The following is a 20,524-nucleotide window of genomic DNA, read 5'->3' on the forward strand; positions in this document are numbered from 1 at the left end:
ATCTCTTCTTTAGAAAATAGTTTTTTGTTCATAATTACTCAACTCCTTAATGAATATTTTACACAAAAATAAACCCTATACAAGTAAACACTTTTTCTAGTATCCACTTTATAGGGTCCATTTTATTTTTCTTTAGTAACTACTTTTTTTATTAAAAAAACGAAATTTGATTATCTATATAACTATACTGAACAGCCTCCTTAACAATATCTCCTTCCATAAAATCTCCAATCAAAAATGGGGAATTTTTATCATGCTTTCTAAAGTTATTCATAACAATGTCTTTACTATAATTAGCATAACAATACAAGCATCCATGATAACAAGTATTGTACATACCTATATCGTTGCCAAGCAAGCAGTCACAACTTTCTCTGCTTCCCTTTTTCTTAGGTACTTTCAAATTACTATGTATTGCTCTCTCTAACACAGGTTGTGTCATACATCCACTACAGTCCACACCAAATTTAGATAACTCGTATCCTTCTGCACAAGTTTTTATCTTTATATTATTTTTATTGCCAATAGTAACAAATTCTCTTCCTATAATCTTACGTTCTTCTTTTGATACTTCTCTAACCTCATGAAAATTACGCTTTGTTTTTTCATATAAATCTATAAAACTAATAATACATTCCCCAGTATATCCAGAAAGGCTAGATGCCATTTTTTCAAAGTTTTCAATATGACTATTCAAGCTATATTTTTCTGAAATAAAAATAGGATCATACCTCCAAACAGTTTTCTCAAAACCTATTGTTGACGACAATTTTTTAAAACTTTTTATTACTCTTTCTTTATTTGGTACATTAGGTTCTATGTCTTTATCATAAGGAGTTATTGTAACAAACCAAAACTGGCCAAATTCTTTTAGTTTATCTAATCTAGAAATCATTGGTTCAGGATTCTTAGTGCAAAAGCAAATACAATCTACCACATGGGGGGTTATTTTATATTTTGTAACTTGACTTAGATAGTATGGATTTCTAGCACAAACATATCCTTCTTTTATTCTATTATAAAACCAGTCACTAAAATAAGCTGGTATATCTGTTCTATTTCCTGTATTAATAATCATAAATTATTTCTTTCCTCCATACTTTCCTTATGAAATTCTTTTATTTCTATCTTACCCCTACTTACACTTCGTAATCTATTTGTTTTGAATTAAATTTACAAATGCTTGATGAACTCCTGTACTTGCTAAACCAGAAAACATACCGCCTAATATTACATCTGCAGTTACACTCTTGTTTATCCATATATTCAATATACAACCTGTTACTGCCATTATTAATGGTATGTACTTATTTGGTATAAAGTTTAAGCTACTTTTTATTATATAACCTAAACACAGACATATACCAACAATAACTAAAACTAAATAATCATTTAAAAATCCTAAGTCCATAGTATTCCCTCCTTAAATTTATCCTCATAATATATTACTATTATAAGAACTAAAAAAGACTAAAGGAATTAATCTCCTTTAGCCTTTTAAATTTCTATTTATTTAAAACTTAACTAAAAATAATTTACTTTATTTTTATGCTAGTTTGTCTCATCATCAATTTTAAATTGTGATGCAATTGCTCGAAGGTCTTCAGCTTGCTTAGATAAATCATTACTTGCAGCTGAGCTTTCTTCAGATGTTGATACATTTGTTTGAACAACATTACTTATTTCTTCAATACCTTCTAATGTTTGTTTTAGAGCTGTAGCTTGCTCAGAAGATTCATCTGATATCTCATCTATTAATTTTACTGATTCAGATACACCTTGTAATACTTCTACAAGCATTTCTCCTGTTTTATTAGCTATTTTATTTCCATTTTCTACAGCCTTAATAGATTCTTCAATTAAGTGAGTAGTTTCTTTTGCTGCATCTGCTGATTTTGTTGCTAGATTTCTTACTTCATCAGCCACCACTGCAAATCCTTTACCTGCTTCTCCAGCTCTAGATGCTTCTACTGCTGCATTTAAAGCTAATATATTTGTTTGGAATGCAATGTCTTCAATAACTTTTATTACTTTGCCTATTTCTGATGATTTATTATTTATTTCAGTTATTGCCTCCATCATTTTTTGCATTTGATCATTACTTAAATTTGAAAGTTCCCCAACAGATTTAATTTGATCAGCAGCACCTAATGCATTTTCTGCATTTTTTGATACTCTATCAGATAAATCATTTACTGTAGATGTAAGCTCCTCTGTTGTATTTGCTTGATATAGGGCTCCATCTGCAAGAACTTGTGATGCTGTAGCTATTTCTCTTGAGCCTAGTGCCACATTTTCTGATGTTTCTATTATTTGACCTATAGTATGTTTAAATATCTCAGAAAGTTGAATTAATGAATCTTTAATTTTTTCAAACTCTCCATCGTAATCTTGTTTTAAATCTATATTTAAATCTCCTGTTGAGAATCTATTTAATGACTCTGCTATTTCGTCTATATAGACAATATACTCATTTAATCTTGTAACTAGTTTTTTCATTGATTCAGCTAATTTACCTGTTTCATCATTGTTATCAATGTCAATTTCAGCATCTAGATTACCTTCTGCTAAATCTTCTGTAACCTCCATAAGCTTTTGAATTGGCGATACTATACTTTTTGTAACAAAATATATTACTACTAAAAGAATTATAATAGCTAATCCATAAACAAGCGTCATATCTTTCTTTTCTTTTTTTACTAATGCATTGTATCTATCTTCACTTATACTAAATATAGTTTTTAAGCCAGCATCTCTTACTGCATTTACAATTCCATAACGTGTTTGTCCATTCTCAGTATACTCTATAACTTTTTTACTAGGATTTTCCACTTCTTTTAACATAGTTTCGTCAAATCCTATTTCACTAACATTTTTAAGCAGCTTATCGTTATCCTTGCTTGCTAACACTTGTCCTGATCTAGATACAAGCATTGTGTATGCATCTTTTCCAAATTCTGTTTCGTTAGATGCTATTTTATTACTTAAAGTATCAAGTTGGATATCTAAAGCCGCCACCCCAACTATTTCTTTTCCATCTAAACTATATACCGGTGCCGCAAATGATACTATCATATTTCCAGAGATAACATCTTCAAATGGATCAGTTATTATATATCCATTTTTTATATCTTCTTCATTTGAAAACCAGTATTTTTTTGATTTTAAATCATAATCTTTATCTGAAACCCAGCTAGTACCATCAAATGCTAATGTGTCTTTAGCAGAACAAACATATGCCGTTGATATTTGTTCATCCTTTTCCGCCACAAATCCCAAATACTTATATGTATCTTTGAATGAAGATTTATCTTTATAATTTTCTCTAGTAGCTTCCGTCAATACTTGTCTCACAGACGTATTTCCTGCCATCTGAATTGCCATGGTTTTATATCTTGTGAAATATTCATTAATCTCAACCCCTAATTTATCTGTAGTTAATGTTGAGATAGTTTCTAGAGAATCATCCACCATATTTAGTGTATTTTTTATTGAAATTCCACCTGAGATAATCATTGCTAAAATTGCTACTCCACCAATCATTACTAAAATTTTCGTCCTTATGCTTTTCATTTGCCTGTTCATCCTCCTCGGTTTTACCTGCTTTAATTAATTATTTTTAATATAACATTCACTCGTGCTTCAAATAAATCCCAAATATTGCATATTATCTCCAAAGATGTTATACGGTTAAATTTATAAAAGCTTTAACACTTTAAATACAAAAAATCACTTGCTTTTATAAAGTAAGTGATTTTTATTATTTTTCTATTTAAATATTAGTTTTTACCATACCTACAAAGTACTTATGCTCTCTATGACAGGAATAATTAGCCCATCAATATCTTTTAAATCATCTTTATTCCTAATTTCTATAGTATGAACATTTAAATTTTTTAATATGCTTATATGCTCTTCATAAGCACCTTACATGGCAAGCACTCCAATTTTCATATTACCAACCTCTCGATGCTAACAATTCTTTATCTTCTAAAGTATTCACCGCCACACCACTCATAGCTCCACCTAAATCTTCTGATATTTGTGCTAAAACTTTTGGGTTATTATAATTTGAAACAGCTTTTACTATGGCTTCTGCCCTCTTTTGAGGATTGTCTGATTTGAATACTCCTGACCCTACAAATACCCCATCACATCCTAGTTGCATCATTAATGCTGCATCTGCTGGTGTTGCAATACCTCCTGCCGCAAAGTTTACTACTGGAAGTTTACTGTTTTTATGAACATATTTAACTAAATCGTATGGTGATCCCATTTCTTTAGCCGCATTCATTAACTCTTCTTCACCCATAGATACTATTTTTCTAATTTGAGAAGTTACCCTTCTCATATGTTTAACTGCTTCAACTACATCTCCAGTTCCTGCTTCACCTTTTGTTCTTATCATGGATGCACCTTCACCAATTCTTCTAAGAGCTTCTCCTAAGTTTCTTGCTCCACAAACAAAAGGAGCTTCAAATTTAGTCTTTTCTATATGATAAACATTATCTGCTGGTGTTAGAACTTCACTTTCATCTATAAAATCTATTTCTAAAGCTTCAAGTATTTGTGCCTCTACAAAATGTCCTATTCTTACTTTTGCCATAACTGGTATACTTACAGCTTCTTGAATTTCTTTTATCATTTTAGGATCTGACATTCTCGCCACTCCGCCTTCTTTCCTTATATCAGCTGGAACTCTCTCAAGTCCCATAACTGCACATGCTCCTGCATTTTGTGCTATTATTGCCTCTGCTGGATTAGTAACATCCATTATTACTCCACCTTTTAATATTTGTGCTAAATTTTTATTTAATACTTCTCTGCTCATTAATTGTACCCCCTTATTGTTTTTCTTTTATAAGGAAATAGTAGTACAATTTTAATTGTATCACAATATAAGTTTGGTCTTTTATGTTTTTGCATAAATTGTACCCATACATTTATTACGCTAAAAAAGCTAGAAAATGCATTAATTTAAATACATGTTCCAGCCTTAGTTTATACTTTATATTATAAAATTTATATTCTATCTTCCAACCAAGAATGTACATCTTCCAATACCTTATCTTTATCAAATTCATTCATAATTTCATGATAAAGACCTGGATATACTTTTAAACTCTTATCTAAAGAAGATATATGTTCATAAAGAATTTGTGAATCTTCTGATGAAACTATTTTGTCATCTTCTCCATGCAATATATACACTGGATATTCAAATTCATGCATATTTTCAGATATATATTTTACTGCCTTGTAGCATTCTTTATATATCTTTCCTAGTGTTACATGGCATACTAAAGGATCATTGCCGTAATCAGCCACTACTTTTTTATCAGTGCAAATTAAATCCCCTAAAGAATTTGGTATTTGTGCATCGTCTTGCACATCTTTGTTACTTTCTAGTAACTTGGCCTTATCAAGGGTAACCCCTGCCGATAAAATTATACCGTCTACTATGTCTTTGTAATCTATTCCATATACTGTACTTATCATCCCGCCCATACTATGTCCTAGTACAAAAACCTTCTTGTCATCATTTTCATTTTTAGCCATAGATACAATTTCATTAACATCATTAGAAAAATTTTTATAACTTTCTATGTATGTTCTTCTTCCTTCAGACTTTCCATGACCTTGATTGTCAAATCTATAAACACTATATCCCCAATCATTTAATTTTGATACTACATAATCATATCTCCCTAAATGTTCTGCCAATCCATGTACTATTACTATTACAGCCCTTGCATCTTCAACTAAGTCTTTCTTTACAAAAAGTTCTATATTATCCTTATTTCTAAACATCATACTTTCATTTAAAACTTTCTCTTGTCCCATGTTTTACCCCCATCTTTAGTAAATTAAGAATAAGACTTTGTATGATCTAAGGTGATATATCCTCAAATTCAGTATACCAAAACTTATTTTTTATAACTATAGTTTAATGTTAAGTTTCCTAAGTATACAGTATTTTCATTTATTTTATAACAGTACAAAATATCCAACCTAATAATTTTTACTTTTTAATGTTATCTTAACAACTTCTGGCTTACAGTTAATTCTAACAAGTACCTTAGATCCACCCAGTCCTTTAGTAACTATCATAGTTGAATCATTTTTATCATATTTACCCAAATCATATTTAGGGAAAAATTGCCTATTGGGAGATAATAAACCTCCTACAATAGGAAGTCTAATTATTCCTCCATGTACATGGCCAGCTAAAATAAGATCCCCACCCCATTTTTCATAATCATCAAAGTAAAAAGGTGTATGAGCTAATAAAATATTATACTCATTTTTATTTATAAATGGTAAGTTCTTTTGTAAAAAATTTTCTTCTAAATCTGTACTTTTATCCTTATCAAACAAATATTTATAAGATTCAAAAGGTATTGTCAATCCATAAATATTTATATGACTATTGCCTTTTTTTATTTGAACTTTTTCATTGTCTAAATGAATAGCTCTTAAATCATGTAGTTTCTTAAAATACTCTTTATATAATTTTTTATATCTTTTTAATAAAGCTTTTTGTTCGTGGTTACCTGTAATGTGATAAACTTTGTATTTAGTGCTTAGATCTTTCAACAAATCTAATGAAACTTGAAAATTTTTATTTTCTCCGTCTATTATATCTCCTGTAATAAGTATTACTTTAGGACTTATTTGGTCAATCTTACTAATTAAATTAATATTATTTTTACCAAAGGACTTATTATGCAAGTCACTTATTTGAACAATAACATAATCATTAAATTCTTGTGGTATTTTTTTATTTTCTATAATGTAATTAACTACTTCTAATTTACTCATTTGCAATTATTTTCACCTACAATTTTTCTTATTATAAAAAATTCGCTTCGCTCATGTCGCCAACGAGATGCCTTTGAGCAACGTGTTGGCGAATCATTTTGCTATCGCTTCAGGCAACTCCGTTGCTCAAAAATACATTTTTTTACACTTTCTAAATGATTTGATATAACTTGATTCCAGATTTTATCAACAGCATAAACTTGACTATAATTTCCTTAAATGTAAAAAGTTATAGATTTCATTAAAATCTATAACTTTTTTATAATTAATTATCTAGCATTATATACTTTATCTCATTTATGACTTCTTTTTTATTATCAAGAATTTTAATTTCTGATATTTTATTATCTTTTGTAAATATGGCTAGTAGCTTATCTTCATTGTCCAATTTAAAAACATTTATGGACTTTTCTACTTTGTCATATAAGTATGCATCATAAGATGGTTGTTTGTGACCTACTATAGTTGATATTTCCCTAGAGTCATCACCAATAAAAGTATTTAGTTTTTCCATATCTAAATCTGACATTTTAACTATATCTTCATCATCATAACAATCTATAAGTATTTTAGATTTGTTAATGCCTTTAGTTATATTAAATCTAGAATTAGAATAATCCACAATTTGTGCATTTTTTACTATTTTATTTTTTAGGTGTAGATATAAAGAAGTACTATTAGCATTTTCATCCGATACATTCTTCAAGTAAACTAAATTTATATCTTCTAAATTTTCTGCATCATCTAGCGTATCTAAACTGTCTATTTTATTTTTATCTATCCAATATGCTGTAGCATTAGGCTTTCCTAAATTACTTAAGACATAATTGTAATCTTTGTCTATTATTTCATTTACATCATTTTGAACTTTAGTCATAGTTTTTTGCTTAGTTGCTTCATCTGGCAAAGTTATGCCTTCATTTTGGACTTGATAATTGGAGCATCCCGTAAAAAGCATGGTTAAAATAATCAATGCAGATAATGATCTTTTAAGGTTCATAAATTAATCCTCCTTGTACCAAGTATAGGTAAATATTTTATTTTGTCTCACATAGATGATTTTTATCATTTTTTCTTATTTTTTAAATTATAACCTATAATTAACGGGAAATCATAACAAATATCATTCTGTAATTTTTTTGTAATACAAATTATGTCCCTGTATTTTTCTTATTATTAATATAACAAAAATTTCCTTAACAATCAACAACTCATATAGTCGATATAAGTTTTATCTATTATTCTATAAAGCTGTATCTGTTTTATTTACTGCGATTTATACATACTTATCAAAAATTTAATTTTTTTAATTACAATAAAAAATCCTTCTATTTTATATAAAATAGAAGGATCTAAATTTTATAGATTTATATTTAAGAAAGCCTTATAACCTCTATACATTTCAAATATATCTGCCTTTGAAGCCACTTCATAAGGTGCATGCATACTAAGTAATCCCACACCACAATCTAAAACTTCAGCACCGTAATTAGCCAATATATAAGCTACAGTACCTCCGCCTCCTTGATCAACTTTTCCAAGTTCTCCTGTTTGCCATACTACATTTTCTTTGTTAAATATTCTTCTTACTTCACAAACAAATTCTGCATTAGCATCGCTTGTGCCACTTTTACCTCTTGAGCCAGAGTATTTCATTATGGCAACACCTTTACCCATATGAGCCGAGTTAGTTTTTTCATATACTGAAGAGAAGTTTGGATCATAAGCTGCGTTAACATCTCCAGATAATATTCTAGATCTTGACATAGCTCTTTTTATTTTTAAGTCAGAATAACTTCCTTGTAAGTTTATTAATTCTGCTACAGTATTTTCAAAGAATTTTGAGTGCATTCCTGTATTACCATAAGAGCCTGTTTCTTCTTTATCAACACATAATGTAACTGCTGTATATTCTGGCTTTTCAGTTTCAAATATTGCTTTTACACCTGCAAAGGCGCATACCCTGTCATCTTGGCCATAGGAAATAACCATTGATTTGTCTATTCCCAAGTCCTTAGCTTTTCCTGCTGGAACTACTTCTATTTCAGCACTTAAAAAATCTTCCTCAGTAATTTTATATTTTTCGTTTAACAATTTTAACATATTGTATTTTACAGTTGAATTTTCTTCTTCATCAAAAGGAATACTTCCTATTAGTACGTTTAAATCTTCTCCACTAATAGCTTCACTTACTTTCTTTTGATTTTGTTCTGCTGATAAGTGAGGTAATAAGTCGTTTATGCAAAATACTGGATCTTCTTCATCATCACCTATGGCTATATCAACTTTAGTACCATCTTGTAAAATTGCTACTCCATATAGTGCAAGAGGCATAGATACCCATTGATATTTTTTAATTCCACCATAATAATGAGTTTTAAAATATGCCATATTATCATCTTCGTATAATGGATTTTGTTTTAAATCTAGTCTTGGTGAATCTATATGAGAAGCAATTATCTTCATACCTTCTTCTATATCTTTTTCACCAATTACAAATAAAGCTACACCCTTATCTTTATTTTCAGCGAAAATTTTATCTCCAGATTCTATTTTCCCTTTTTTAATTACTTCTTCTATAGATATAAAACCTTGTGATAATGCTAGTCTAATAATCTCTCTAGCGCAAAGTCTTTCTGTTTTACCTTTGTTTAAGAAATCAATATATTCTTTTGAGTATGACATAACATTTTCCATATTATTCATTTCTTTTATAACTTTCCAACCATTTGCAAATTCATATTTTAAATTCATATTGAGCTCCTTAATTTATATATTTTATCAAAGCTAGTTTTTGCGCAACAGATATACCTGTAGCAATGTCAAAGCTAGTTTTGATTTTTCTTCGTTAATTCATCGTACTCTTCTTGGCTATGTACAACTTTAACATTTTCAAGTCTAGACTTAAAGTGTGCTCTAAAGTTTTCTAAGTATTCTTTTCTTAATACTTCTCTTTCTGCTAACTCTTCTTTTGTTAATCCCTCTTCTTTATTTTTTTTAGCTAAAAAATTTATTCTGTCTAGTTTCTTTTGATCAAACATTTTTTCCTCCTATTATTTTCACTTATTAATAAAATATTTTATTGCTTCTTATATCTTCTCCATTTTTATAAGATGTAATAAATTCTTCTAGATTATTTTCTATTATAGTTATTCCCTTTTCTATATCCTCAATTGTTTCATTTGCTATGTTAATTCTAAAAAACCTGTCATCCATTATATTATCAAAAAAATAAGTTCCTGGTGTAATACAAACTCCCTTTTCTAGCATAAAATTGTAGAAAACTTGAGATGAATATCCTCTTGGTAATTCAATAAAAAAGTTTAGCCCACCTTGAGATTTACATATTTTTAACTTGTCCCCTAACTTTTCTTCTAATAAAATTTTTGTTTTTCTATATTTTTTAGTATAAATTTTATCTATACTTTTTAAATATTCTTCCCAATTAAAATACTTCATATAATAGTACATAGACTTTTGTATAAGTCCTGGTGTTGATATATCTGAAGAATATTTTGCCCAAAGTATTTTCTTTTGTAACTCTCTTGGTATATCAACTATACCGATTCTAAGACCTGGCATAAGTATTTTTGAAAAAGATTTAATATAAATAACTCTATTTTTCATATCGTAACTTTTAAGCGGTCTATTATCTTTACTATCAAAAGCAAAGTCACTTATAAAGTCGTCTTCCAAAATATAAAAATCATATTTTTCACTTAGTTCTATTAGCTTCTTTTTCTTATATTCACTATATGATATTCCACTTGGATTTTGAAAATTAGGCATAACATATATTAATTTAGGTTTTATTTTTTCTAACTTAAGCTTTAATATACCTATATCTATACCATCATCTAGCATAGGAATAGTAATTATTTTTGCACCTCTACTTTTGAATACTTCTAAAGCACCATTGTAAGTTGGCTCTTCAACAAATACTACATCTGAATAATTTATAAGTCCTTTACAAACTATATCTATACCTTGTTGTGCACCTGAAATTATCTGTATGTTATCTTTATTAGTATTTATTCTTTTCTTTTTTAAATATGTACTTAATTCTTCTCTCAGCTCTTCAGAACCTTTTCCTTCATCATATTCAAAAATAGATGCTCCATCATTTTCTAGTGCCATATTTATGGCTGATTTAAAATTATCTAAAGGAAACACATCTTTTGATGGATTGCCACTATCAAAATGTATCATATCCTTATAGTTTTCTAAATTTACTTCTTTATTTACCTTTATAGAAGAAACAAAAGTTCCACTACCTATTATCTTATATACGTGACCTTCTTTTTCCAACAACTCGTATACTTTAACAACAGTAGCATTATTAACACTTATAAAATCTGCCAATTTTCTAATTGGTGGCAGTTTTTCATGTTCATTTATTTTTCCCCCAACAATCATCTCTTTTATATGATTATAAATTTGAATATACTTACTATTATTATCATCTAATTCTAATTTGTATTTATCCATTTAATCACCACTTACTTATTTTTAGATTTATTGATGTTTAAATATGTATTTGTTATCATTAATATATATAATACCAAATTTTTTATGAAAGGGGAAATAATAATGTTCTACGACTATCATATGCATTGTAACTTCTCTCCAGATAGTAAAACTCCCATAGAAAAAATGATTGAAACTTCTATTAACTTAGGTATAGAAGAAATATGTTTTACAGATCATATGGATTATGATGTAAATCAAACAGATAAATTTGTTGTAAATTACGAAAAATATTTACATACACTAGAATCAATGCAGGAAAAATACGAAAATAAAATAAAAATAAAAAAGGGAATTGAATTAGGATTACAACCTCATCTTGTAGACAGGTATAATGAGGATATAAAAAATCGCAAATTTGACTTTATATTATGTTCTCAGCATGCTATAAATAAAAATGATTTATACTACGATGAATATTTTAAAGATAAAAATCAACATGAGGCTTACGAAGTCTATTACAAAACTTTATATGATATTGTTAAAAACTTTAATAACTATAGTGTTTTAGGTCATTTAGATTTAGTCAAAAGGTATGGAAATTATGAAAATCTTCTCGGAGATAGCTTTTACATGGATATTATAGAGTCCATATTAAAACAAGCTATATATAATGGTAAAGGTATAGAAGTAAATACTTCTTGTTTTAGATATAACTTACCTGATTTGACACCTTCAAGAAACATAATATCTCTTTACAAAGAACTAGGTGGAGAAATTATTACTACAGGTTCTGATGCTCACTCTCCCTCTTATATTTCTTGTAAATTTGATTATGTATATTCCTATTTAAAAGATTTAGGATTCAAATATATTTCTACCTTTGATAATTTAAAACCAAATTTTATAAAATTATAATTATTTTTTCACCTCCACAAGAATACATTTTTAGTATGTGGAGGTGATTTTTTTGAGAATTCCTAATTTGGTTTTATCAACTATAATATTGTTCATATCAAACCTAATAGTAAGAGTATTAGGCTTTTTATATAAAATATTTCTATCACGGGTCATGGGAGATGTGGGACTTGGAATATATCATATGGTCTTCAATTTTTTAATGATATGTATTGCTCTCACCACTACAGGTATTCCCACTGCCCTTTCTTGCTTGGTTGCAAAGGAAAGAGCTTTAAAAGATAAAAAAGATGCAAATATATTTTTTATATCCACTTTATATATGGCATTTTTTATATCTTTGTTAATTTCATTATTAGTTTCTTTTAATAGTACATATTTATCTTTTAGACTTTTACAGGATGAAAATTTAAATTTATTTATTCTTTCCATATGTCCAGCTATAGTTATAATTACTATTTCAAACGTATTAAGAGGATATTTTTATGGAATAAAAAAGGTTATGGTTCCTGCTATAGGTCAGATTATTGAACAAGTTACAAGAATTTTATTTGTATTTTTATTGGCAATGTACATAAGTGATAAGGCTATGATTTGTTATGTAACACTTCTTGGTATTTCCTTTGGGGAGGCAACTAATGTAATTTATATGAGTATTTGTCTGTACAAAGAATCATCCTTATACAATAAGTTTACTATAAGACTTAAAGATTTTTATAATTCTTCTATGGAAACTTTAAAAATGGCTCTACCTATTACATGCAATAGAATGTCTTCTGTTATTTTACAATCCGTAAGTTCTATGATAGTGCCTTCTAGATTAGTTTTGTCTGGAATATCATATACACAGTCCATAGGTCTTTACGGTATTGTTTGTGGTATGGTAATGCCCTTTGTATATCTTCCTTTTACCATAGGCTCTGCTCTTGTAGTAAATTTAATTCCAAGCATCTCTCAAGAGGTTGCTTTAAATAAAATTAAAAATGTAAAAATAAAAATATACTATGCTGTTGTTTTAACTGTGTGCGTAGGCATTATATCTGCTTTATTTTTTTATTTCTTCGGAGAAGAACTATGTTTAATAGTTTTTAACAATAAAACCGCTGGAATTTACTTGAAATCTATGTTTCTAGCTCCTCTTTTCCTTAGTTTAAATCAAACTTTATCGGGAATACTTCATTCCATAAGAAAAGAGGTTATATCCAGTATAAATACCATTGTTGGCATGGTTATTCAGGTTATTGCTATTTATTTCTTATTACCTATACCTAGTTTAAATATGTATGCCTATATTTATGCTGTAACTGCCACATCTATTTTTACAACTCTTCTCCATAGTGTAGTTTTAATAAAAGCATTGAAGAAAATGTAGGGAAAGTAGGTGGAAATTTGATTAATAATATAAAACCATTTTATGTTTACGAAGAAAATAACTCCTTATTTATAAAAAATATTAATGAGAAAATAGATAAAATTTCAAATAATATTATCTCTTATTGTGCAAATTTTGATGATAATAATTTTATTCATATTTGTACCATTGATACAAAAGGAAAACTGATTCACTTTATGTACAAAAATAGAAAAGTAAGAAGAAGATCTCTTTGTAAAGTCTGTAACAATACAAACAACTTAAAAAACATGAGACTTTTTATTATTCAAAATATTTTAAATGTATTTTTAGTTGAGGAATCTCCTATTAAAGATAATTGCTATAGACTATATCATTATAATTTTAGTCCGAGCAATTATAATCTTCATAAATACCATATTAATAATATTGTTAAAAATGATGAATATATTTATAGATTAGATATTGATGATATGAGCAATATGATTCTTACCTATGATACTGTAGAAAATAATAATAGATGTGAAGTTAATACTAAGACTTTAGTTTTTAATTATACTAATAAAAAATGGATACCAACTCATAACTTATCTAGAAGCTTCTCATCTTTTTCTAACTTTAAATCTACCTCGACTATTAAAGATGATATCTTTGAGTATTGCTATAGTATCCTTTATAAAAGTTAATATATTAAAAATTATATTTTTTATTTAAATATCAAATAAGCTGTAATTTACTTACAATTAAAAAAGGACTATCATTATGTGATAGTCCTCTTTGTTAGTAGAATAAAGATGTTTGGTTAATCATTTGCTATATATTTTAATTTTCTAAATTATTCACCACAACCTGGAAATTTACAAACATTTGCAAAAGTATCTACTACTCTTGGGCTAAAGTTTGTTTCAGCTAGAACTACTAGTTGATCTCCTAGTAAAAGACTAACTGTTTCTTCAACACATAGTATTAAGTCTATTCCACTTGGTATTGTAAACTCGAAACAATCGAAGTCGAAATCACAATCATGTCTGTCATCACAGTCATGATGTCTGTCACAGTCACAATCACAGTCAAAGCAATCTTCTGCAGAAATAAATGCGTTAGATATACAGTCAACTGTTAACTTAGTTAAATAATCTTGTCTTAATGTTATTGATCTACCACTAGATGGACAGCATATATTAGAAGCTAGTGTGTTAAATTTAAATTCAACACAATCTACTCTAAACAATTCTCCATTGCCTCTTTTTACTGCTGGGAATGCAAGAGCAACTATTTTAGTACATCCACAATGTCCTCTTATTTCTAGAACTAAGTCCTCTACTCTTACAGCTAATCCTCTTTCTCTAAATAATACATTCTGTCCTTTATTTTGTGCACAACAAGTAGCATTTCTTCTTGGGCATACTATAGATTCAAATACTGTATCACAAGGTGAATTATTTTCAACTGGAGTTACTATAAAATCATCTAAAGTTATATCTCCAGGGCATATCTCAAGCTCTTCAAAATTCACACAAACTTCGTCAACTATAACTTTTGCTAATCCTCTAGATGGTACATTACCCCTTACTTCTATAACTTCAAAATCAAAGAATAAAGTTTGTCCATTTGGTCCCGTAGCATCTGTAAATGCTCTAAATTGTATTGAGTCAAATATTCTATTTGCTTCTATAGCTACCGGAGACGCGTTTCTTGTTGAAAAAGTTGGTTTTATTCCATTACAGCATTCTTCTCTACATGGATTTACTGAACATTCTTCAGATACAACTTCACATTCTTTACATTCTTCATGTTTTTTACATTCACAATGACATTCACACTCATGCTTTTCATGTTTATCATTGCATTTATTTTTATGTGATTCCATATCATTGTTACACTTACATCCTCTGTCCAATTCATCTACTTCTACTGCTATTACTGATTCTACTTCTTCTCTTTCAGGGCGATTACTCATTGTAGACATTTGTTTATTATTCATTTTTCTTTTATTCTTTTTTAAATCTTGCATTTTTTATTATCCTCCCTTATTGATATTAATAAAAATGTCCTGGCTTTATAAGCCTAATAAATAATATGCTTTTTGATGAATAAGTGTTACATAACTATACATGTACATAAAAAAGTAGAATATAAATTTTTTTTGTAAATATATTATAATATGTATATTTTTAGGAGGTTAAAAATGAGCTTTATAAATGAATGCTATGCTATAATTAGAAGAAGCACTAAGGATATGTTTTATATATCCCTTAATGATGACGGACTTTATTACAACTATTATGATACCAACAACAATTTAGTTCATAGAAATAAATTAATAAGTGATATTGATATAAATTTCACCAAATATTCCTTTTCCATTGATAAGGATGATAATATTTACTGTATTTACTGTGATAAATCTCTACAAATATTAGAATGTAAAAATAACTCTAAAATCTTTACCCAAAAAGAATCTATAACTTATAATTTCAAAAAATTTGGATTAGCCTTTCCTTATGTAAAATATATATATAATAACGCTCATATTTTTTATTATGTATTTAATAATAGTTCTACTAATACTTGTGCTCTTTTCCATCACTATAAAAACAATGATTATTGGGTTGAAAATAAGATTGATTTTATAAATCATATTCTTTTAGATAGTTTTACTGTACTCTGGAATGAATCCGTACCAACTATATTTTATCTCAAATTAATAAATGGTTGTGAAGAGGTCTTTGCATCAAGATTTAACTTAGGTACTTTTTGTTGGAGTGACCCTATACAAATTACAAACTCTGGTAAAAATAAAATCTATTTAGACATTATTAGAGACAGTATGAATTTTTATCATTTATGTTTTTGTGAATATATAAAAAATGGCTATGCTGTAAAACACATAAGTGGATACCTTAATGAAAATAAGTTTGATATTGATACCTCTTCATATTTAAGCGATACTTCCACTTGTATGTATCCTTCCTTAGTTAAAACAGATAGCGCTCTTCTTGTATCTTGGGTAAATTTTAATAAGTTATTTACTTCTAGTTCCGATAACTTAGGTAAAACTTGGTCTCAATCTACTATAGATGAATTTTCTACAGAAAATAATTTTATTAGGTCTGCATTTTATTCTAATTATGAAGAAGATTTGAAATATAATGTGAGTCATGTTTTTTCAACCCTTAATGAAGTGGGTATTTTAGGAATTTAGTATATAAAATTAAAAATTTGCAAAATAAAAATGTTGCTAAAAAATAGCAACATTTTTTTATTCCCAAGGCACCGTTGGTCCCATAAATTCAGACCCGAGAATCTCCCAGGTGGGTGACCTGCTTGCAAGTTTAAATTCCTTTATATAAATATAATGGCCTCTTACTATTGCAAGACCCGATCTCCCGTATAGTGCATGTCGGTTGAATTTAAAGGTTACCACTCGTATGTCTCAGGAGTTTTTTCTTTTTTGTTTATATTTATTATAATACAAAAGTCGAAATAATTAAAGTAGTTTATTCTGTAAAAGTTTTTAATTTTAAGATATTTTTACAATATCTAGTAATTTAACTTATGTAAGTATCCAATTGTCATCTAAAATAGTGTATTTCATCACATTTGTTTTTTGCTTCTGCTTCTATTTTTTTTAGATTTACTTTTACTATGTTTTTTATTATTTGTCATAGCTTTGTTCACTTCCAAATATTGGTCATAATCATCTACTAAATCTTCTTCTACATACTCATATTCTTTATATTCTTTATATTCTTCCTCTTCGTCATCATCATCTAAACTTCTCAATAAACTTCCTAATAATTTCAAGTTGCTAATACTTCCTAAATTATTAATATCTGCAAGAGAACTTAAACTAAATCCTCCACCTTCTTCTCCATCTGGTAAAAATAACTCTGCAAATAAATCTATCATTTTTTTCATTTCAAGAGCTTTTTCCACAGATTGTTTTTTCTTTTCTGGGAAAACTTCTATTATTTCTTTAATCATCATATTTTTCTTATCTTCTTCATCCATACTTCTGAAAAATTCACTTTCATCTTCCTCGCTCAATATATTAATGTCATTTAATTTTTTTATCCCTTTTACTAAGTCAAGAACACTTTCTAGCTTTATAAGTATATTTCTTTCCTCTTTATTCATATACTTCTTTGTTCTTGTTATAATTTCCATTCCTCTATCTAAATCTTCTTCACTTAGATCCATTAAATTGATACCTTTGTTAACGTCCGTAATATCAAATTTCAAAATATTTTTAATAGGATCATTCTTTTTTTCTCTAGTAGGATCTTTACTTCGTGTTTTCTTTTTAATTCTTTTAACTTTTCTAACTGTTGGACCACTTCTTTTATTTTGATTACTTTTAACATTTGGCTCTATAACATCCACTTTTGTCGACTCCTCTGCACGCTTATTTGATTTATTTTTATTATCAAATAATGATACATTACCATTACTTAATACCATCATTGCAAGTATTAACAGTAAATTGTTCACACAAGTCACCCCTTAATATTACTACCCCTTCTTAATAAAATATGAATCCTAAATCATATGTGTTACATTTTTAATATGCTAATGCATAAATATTTTTTATAACAATTTATTTATCTTAATTAATCCAACTACCTTATTTACAAATTACTTCTATATATTAATACTATGAGAAAAATTCCATATATATTATAGAAAGTAATTTTTTTCTTCGAAAGTTGATATACTAAGTCTTATACATAAAATTTTATTTGGAGGTAGTAACTATGCCTGGAACTTATGCTCATTATACTTTTGGAAAAAAAGTTTTAGATCAAGTAGATGATGAAATTTCTAAGATCATTTCAAAAAATATGGAACTCTTCTTTATAGGCCTTCATGGTCCGGATATTTTCTTTTACTATAAGCCAATGCTCTATCACAACCCAACAAATAAATTAGGACATAATGTTCACTACGAAAAGGCCAATGTATTTTTTGAAAAATCAAGGAAAATAATAGAAGAGTCTAAGTATCAAGAAAAATCACTAGCTTATATATTTGGTTTTTTGTGCCATTTTATGTTAGACAGTGAGTGTCATCCTTATATAAATAAAATAATTAAAGATGAGAAATTATCCCATACTGAAGTTGAGTCTGAATTTGATAAATTGTTGATATATAAGGAAGGTAAAAATCCCTTTGACATAGACTTAACTACTCATATTCATGCAGATAGTACTTTGTCAGAAGTTATATCACCCTTTTTTAATACGTCCACTTCTAAAATAACAAGGGCCCTTAGCTCCATGAAATTTTATAACTCTATTTTTAATACACCAAATAAGTTAAGTAGATTTATTATTTTTTCTGGACTTAAAATTGTAGCCCTTTATAATAAATTACATGGTATATTTTTTAACTTAAATGAGGATCCCAAATGCAAAAGTATATGTGTTAATATTGAATCTTTATATGATAACTCTATTAACAAAGCTGCTTGTATATTAGAAGACTTTTATTTATCTATTAAAAATAATTCTCCATTTCCAGAAAGGTTAAATAGGAACTTTGAATAAACATGAATAAATTTATATATAAATGTTCTTGATTTTTTATTTTTTTCCTATATAATTAGGTTAACCATATTTTTTTTTAGGTTAACCTAAACAATAATTATTAAGGAGGATTATTATGAAACTTTCAACTAAAGAGCTTATACTTTGTGCTCTTTTTGCTGCTATAATATCAATTTTAGCTCAAATTTCAATACCATTACCTTTTACAACAGTTCCACTTACTATGTTAATTTTTGCTGTAGCTGTTGCAGGATTAATTTTAGGATCTAAATTAGGTGCTATTTCTGTTTTGATTTATTTATTACTAGGCGGAATAGGCTTACCAGTATTTGCTCAATTTTCAGGTGGCTTAGGTGTTCTATTTGGACCAACAGGAGGATACTTATTAGGACTTCCTTTAATGGTTTATATAATAGGTTTTGGCAAAGAGAAATCTTCATCACCTATAATAGTTTTTTCATCTCTAATAATAGGATTAATTAGTGTTTATGTAACAGGAACTTTAATGTTTTCAGCAATTACTGGAAATACAATTTACCAAAGCATACTATATTGTGTAGCTCCTTTCGCTTTTTTAGATTTGATAAAATTAGCATTAGCCTACGTCATAGGCTTATCTGTTTCAAAAAGAGTATCTTTCAATCCTACATTTTGATAGAAATTAATTTAATCAAAATTTATATATTTATAAAAGACTGTATACACTTACAGTCTTTTTTTATTATTTTTTAATATACTTATATTAAAGATTTATTTTAGAAGAGTAACACGATTAAAACTCTTATGCATATATTGAATAATAAGTTAATTAACACTAGGTTAGATATACAATATTTAAACATATAATTTGCAAATCTAAATAAAAAGTAATATGGAAAGGAGTTTGCTATGAAGAAAGTAGATCCAAAGACTCTTGAAAAGTTCGCTAAAGAGAAAAATATTGATAAAAAGAAAGTTGAAAAAATAGCTGAAGGTTATAAAGGAAAATCAGAAGATGAACTTATTGATGAACTTGTAAAAATCGGTAAAAACTTAAAGGGTAAAGATGAAGTAGTCTCTAAATTCAAAAACTTCTTAGATCCCAAACAACAAGAAAAGCTTGATGCTATAATGAATAAGATAACAGATGCAGAAGTGCAGGAAAAAGTTAAGAAAAATACTAAAAAGACAAAGTCTATTAATAATAATACCCAAGTTGAAGAAAGTACACCTACTACTAAGAAAAAGGTTAAAAAAGTTAAAAGAGTTAAAAAATCATCTAGAGATAGCTCCTCTGACAATTAATTTATCGGGAATGTAAAATAAAGTGTGTAAGTTGACAAGATTGTTGTCAGCTTATGCACTTTTTTGATTATAGAGTGTGATACCATTAAGGAAAGGAACTTAAAAAGATGAGGTATGATACTATGGTTAGAAA

The 20,524-nt window shown here is 27.8% G+C and carries 19 protein-coding genes, 1 other RNA gene and 1 pseudogene; 7 read left to right on the forward strand and 14 right to left on the reverse strand.

Annotated features, from left to right (window positions below):
• Positions 1-151: 151 nt before the first annotated feature.
• The 11 genes and pseudogenes from K0040_RS17640 to pdxR all read right to left on the reverse strand — a co-directional run bounded on the left by K0040_RS17640 (position 152) and on the right by pdxR (position 11,310).
• Positions 152-1,078: a DUF1848 domain-containing protein gene (locus K0040_RS17640; RefSeq protein WP_228110046.1), complete on the reverse strand. Its 927-nt coding sequence runs from the start codon at positions 1,076-1,078 to the stop codon at positions 152-154.
• A 75-nt stretch (positions 1,079-1,153) separates the two neighbouring features.
• Positions 1,154-1,411, reverse strand: a complete 258-nt coding sequence (locus tag K0040_RS17645; RefSeq protein ID WP_018591571.1) for a phage holin family protein — start codon at positions 1,409-1,411, stop codon at positions 1,154-1,156.
• Positions 1,412-1,551: 140 nt separating this feature from the next.
• Complete coding sequence (locus tag K0040_RS17650) at positions 1,552-3,573, reverse strand: methyl-accepting chemotaxis protein (RefSeq protein WP_228110047.1); 2,022 nt, start codon at positions 3,571-3,573, stop codon at positions 1,552-1,554.
• Between the two features lie 222 nt (positions 3,574-3,795).
• Positions 3,796-3,915 (reverse strand): annotated as a pseudogene (locus tag K0040_RS21545) (hypothetical protein); the annotation flags it as partial.
• Positions 3,916-3,955: 40 nt separating this feature from the next.
• Positions 3,956-4,831, reverse strand: coding sequence for a pyridoxal 5'-phosphate synthase lyase subunit PdxS (gene pdxS, locus K0040_RS17655; RefSeq protein ID WP_228110048.1), 876 nt, complete (start codon positions 4,829-4,831; stop codon positions 3,956-3,958).
• A 191-nt stretch (positions 4,832-5,022) separates the two neighbouring features.
• Positions 5,023-5,844 (reverse strand): alpha/beta hydrolase, encoded by an 822-nt coding sequence (locus tag K0040_RS17660; protein WP_228110049.1) that lies wholly within the window; start codon positions 5,842-5,844, stop codon positions 5,023-5,025.
• Between the two features lie 168 nt (positions 5,845-6,012).
• Positions 6,013-6,822, reverse strand: a complete 810-nt coding sequence (locus K0040_RS17665; protein WP_228110050.1) for a metallophosphoesterase — start codon at positions 6,820-6,822, stop codon at positions 6,013-6,015.
• Positions 6,823-7,087: 265 nt separating this feature from the next.
• Entirely contained in the window at positions 7,088-7,822 is a 735-nt protein-coding gene (locus tag K0040_RS17670; RefSeq protein WP_228110051.1) for a hypothetical protein, read from the reverse strand.
• 359 nt (positions 7,823-8,181) lie between these two features.
• Positions 8,182-9,576 carry an aminopeptidase gene (locus K0040_RS17675; protein WP_228110052.1) on the reverse strand — a complete coding sequence of 465 codons (1,395 nt, stop codon included), beginning with the start codon at positions 9,574-9,576 and terminating at the stop codon, positions 8,182-8,184.
• A gap of 74 nt (positions 9,577-9,650) precedes the next feature.
• Positions 9,651-9,863, reverse strand: a complete 213-nt coding sequence (locus tag K0040_RS17680) for a DUF896 domain-containing protein (protein WP_074914637.1) — start codon at positions 9,861-9,863, stop codon at positions 9,651-9,653.
• A 25-nt stretch (positions 9,864-9,888) separates the two neighbouring features.
• Complete coding sequence (gene pdxR, locus K0040_RS17685) at positions 9,889-11,310, reverse strand: MocR-like pyridoxine biosynthesis transcription factor PdxR (RefSeq protein WP_228110053.1); 1,422 nt, start codon at positions 11,308-11,310, stop codon at positions 9,889-9,891.
• A 102-nt stretch (positions 11,311-11,412) separates the two neighbouring features.
• Between pdxR and K0040_RS17690 the strand changes: the two genes are divergently transcribed.
• From K0040_RS17690 to K0040_RS17700, 3 genes are read left to right on the forward strand one after another with little or no spacing between them, the layout of a single operon-like run.
• Positions 11,413-12,207 carry a histidinol-phosphatase HisJ family protein gene (locus K0040_RS17690; protein WP_228110054.1) on the forward strand — a complete coding sequence of 265 codons (795 nt, stop codon included), beginning with the start codon at positions 11,413-11,415 and terminating at the stop codon, positions 12,205-12,207.
• 52 nt (positions 12,208-12,259) lie between these two features.
• Positions 12,260-13,579 (forward strand): polysaccharide biosynthesis protein, encoded by a 1,320-nt coding sequence (locus K0040_RS17695; protein ID WP_228110055.1) that lies wholly within the window; start codon positions 12,260-12,262, stop codon positions 13,577-13,579.
• Between the two features lie 17 nt (positions 13,580-13,596).
• Positions 13,597-14,244 (forward strand): hypothetical protein, encoded by a 648-nt coding sequence (locus K0040_RS17700; RefSeq protein ID WP_228110056.1) that lies wholly within the window; start codon positions 13,597-13,599, stop codon positions 14,242-14,244.
• A gap of 149 nt (positions 14,245-14,393) precedes the next feature.
• Here the strand turns inward: K0040_RS17700 and K0040_RS17705 are convergent, their stop codons facing one another.
• Entirely contained in the window at positions 14,394-15,572 is a 1,179-nt protein-coding gene (locus tag K0040_RS17705; RefSeq protein ID WP_228110057.1) for an exosporium morphogenetic protein CdeC, read from the reverse strand.
• A 174-nt stretch (positions 15,573-15,746) separates the two neighbouring features.
• On the opposite strand from K0040_RS17705, the gene K0040_RS17710 reads away from it, so the two are divergent.
• Positions 15,747-16,763 (forward strand): hypothetical protein, encoded by a 1,017-nt coding sequence (locus K0040_RS17710; protein WP_228110058.1) that lies wholly within the window; start codon positions 15,747-15,749, stop codon positions 16,761-16,763.
• Between the two features lie 56 nt (positions 16,764-16,819).
• On the opposite strand, the gene ssrS is transcribed toward K0040_RS17710, so the two are convergent.
• Both ssrS and K0040_RS17720 read right to left on the reverse strand, forming a co-directional pair.
• Positions 16,820-17,004: non-coding RNA, 6S RNA (gene ssrS / locus K0040_RS17715), on the reverse strand.
• A 151-nt stretch (positions 17,005-17,155) separates the two neighbouring features.
• Entirely contained in the window at positions 17,156-18,052 is an 897-nt protein-coding gene (locus K0040_RS17720; RefSeq protein ID WP_331476361.1) for a hypothetical protein, read from the reverse strand.
• 263 nt (positions 18,053-18,315) lie between these two features.
• Between K0040_RS17720 and K0040_RS17725 the strand changes: the two genes are divergently transcribed.
• From K0040_RS17725 to K0040_RS17735, 3 genes are all read left to right on the forward strand, one after another.
• On the forward strand, positions 18,316-19,107 hold the full coding sequence (locus tag K0040_RS17725) for a zinc dependent phospholipase C family protein (protein ID WP_228110059.1): 792 nt from the start codon (positions 18,316-18,318) through the stop codon (positions 19,105-19,107).
• A 115-nt stretch (positions 19,108-19,222) separates the two neighbouring features.
• A complete protein-coding gene (locus K0040_RS17730) occupies positions 19,223-19,762 on the forward strand; it encodes a biotin transporter BioY (RefSeq protein WP_228110060.1) in 540 nt (179 codons plus the stop codon).
• 233 nt (positions 19,763-19,995) lie between these two features.
• Positions 19,996-20,391 carry a hypothetical protein gene (locus K0040_RS17735; RefSeq protein ID WP_228110061.1) on the forward strand — a complete coding sequence of 132 codons (396 nt, stop codon included), beginning with the start codon at positions 19,996-19,998 and terminating at the stop codon, positions 20,389-20,391.
• The last annotated feature ends 133 nt before the right edge of the window (positions 20,392-20,524 follow it).

It is taken from the genome of Terrisporobacter petrolearius (genome assembly GCF_020748185.1).
Classification (GTDB): domain Bacteria; phylum Bacillota; class Clostridia; order Peptostreptococcales; family Peptostreptococcaceae; genus Terrisporobacter; species Terrisporobacter petrolearius.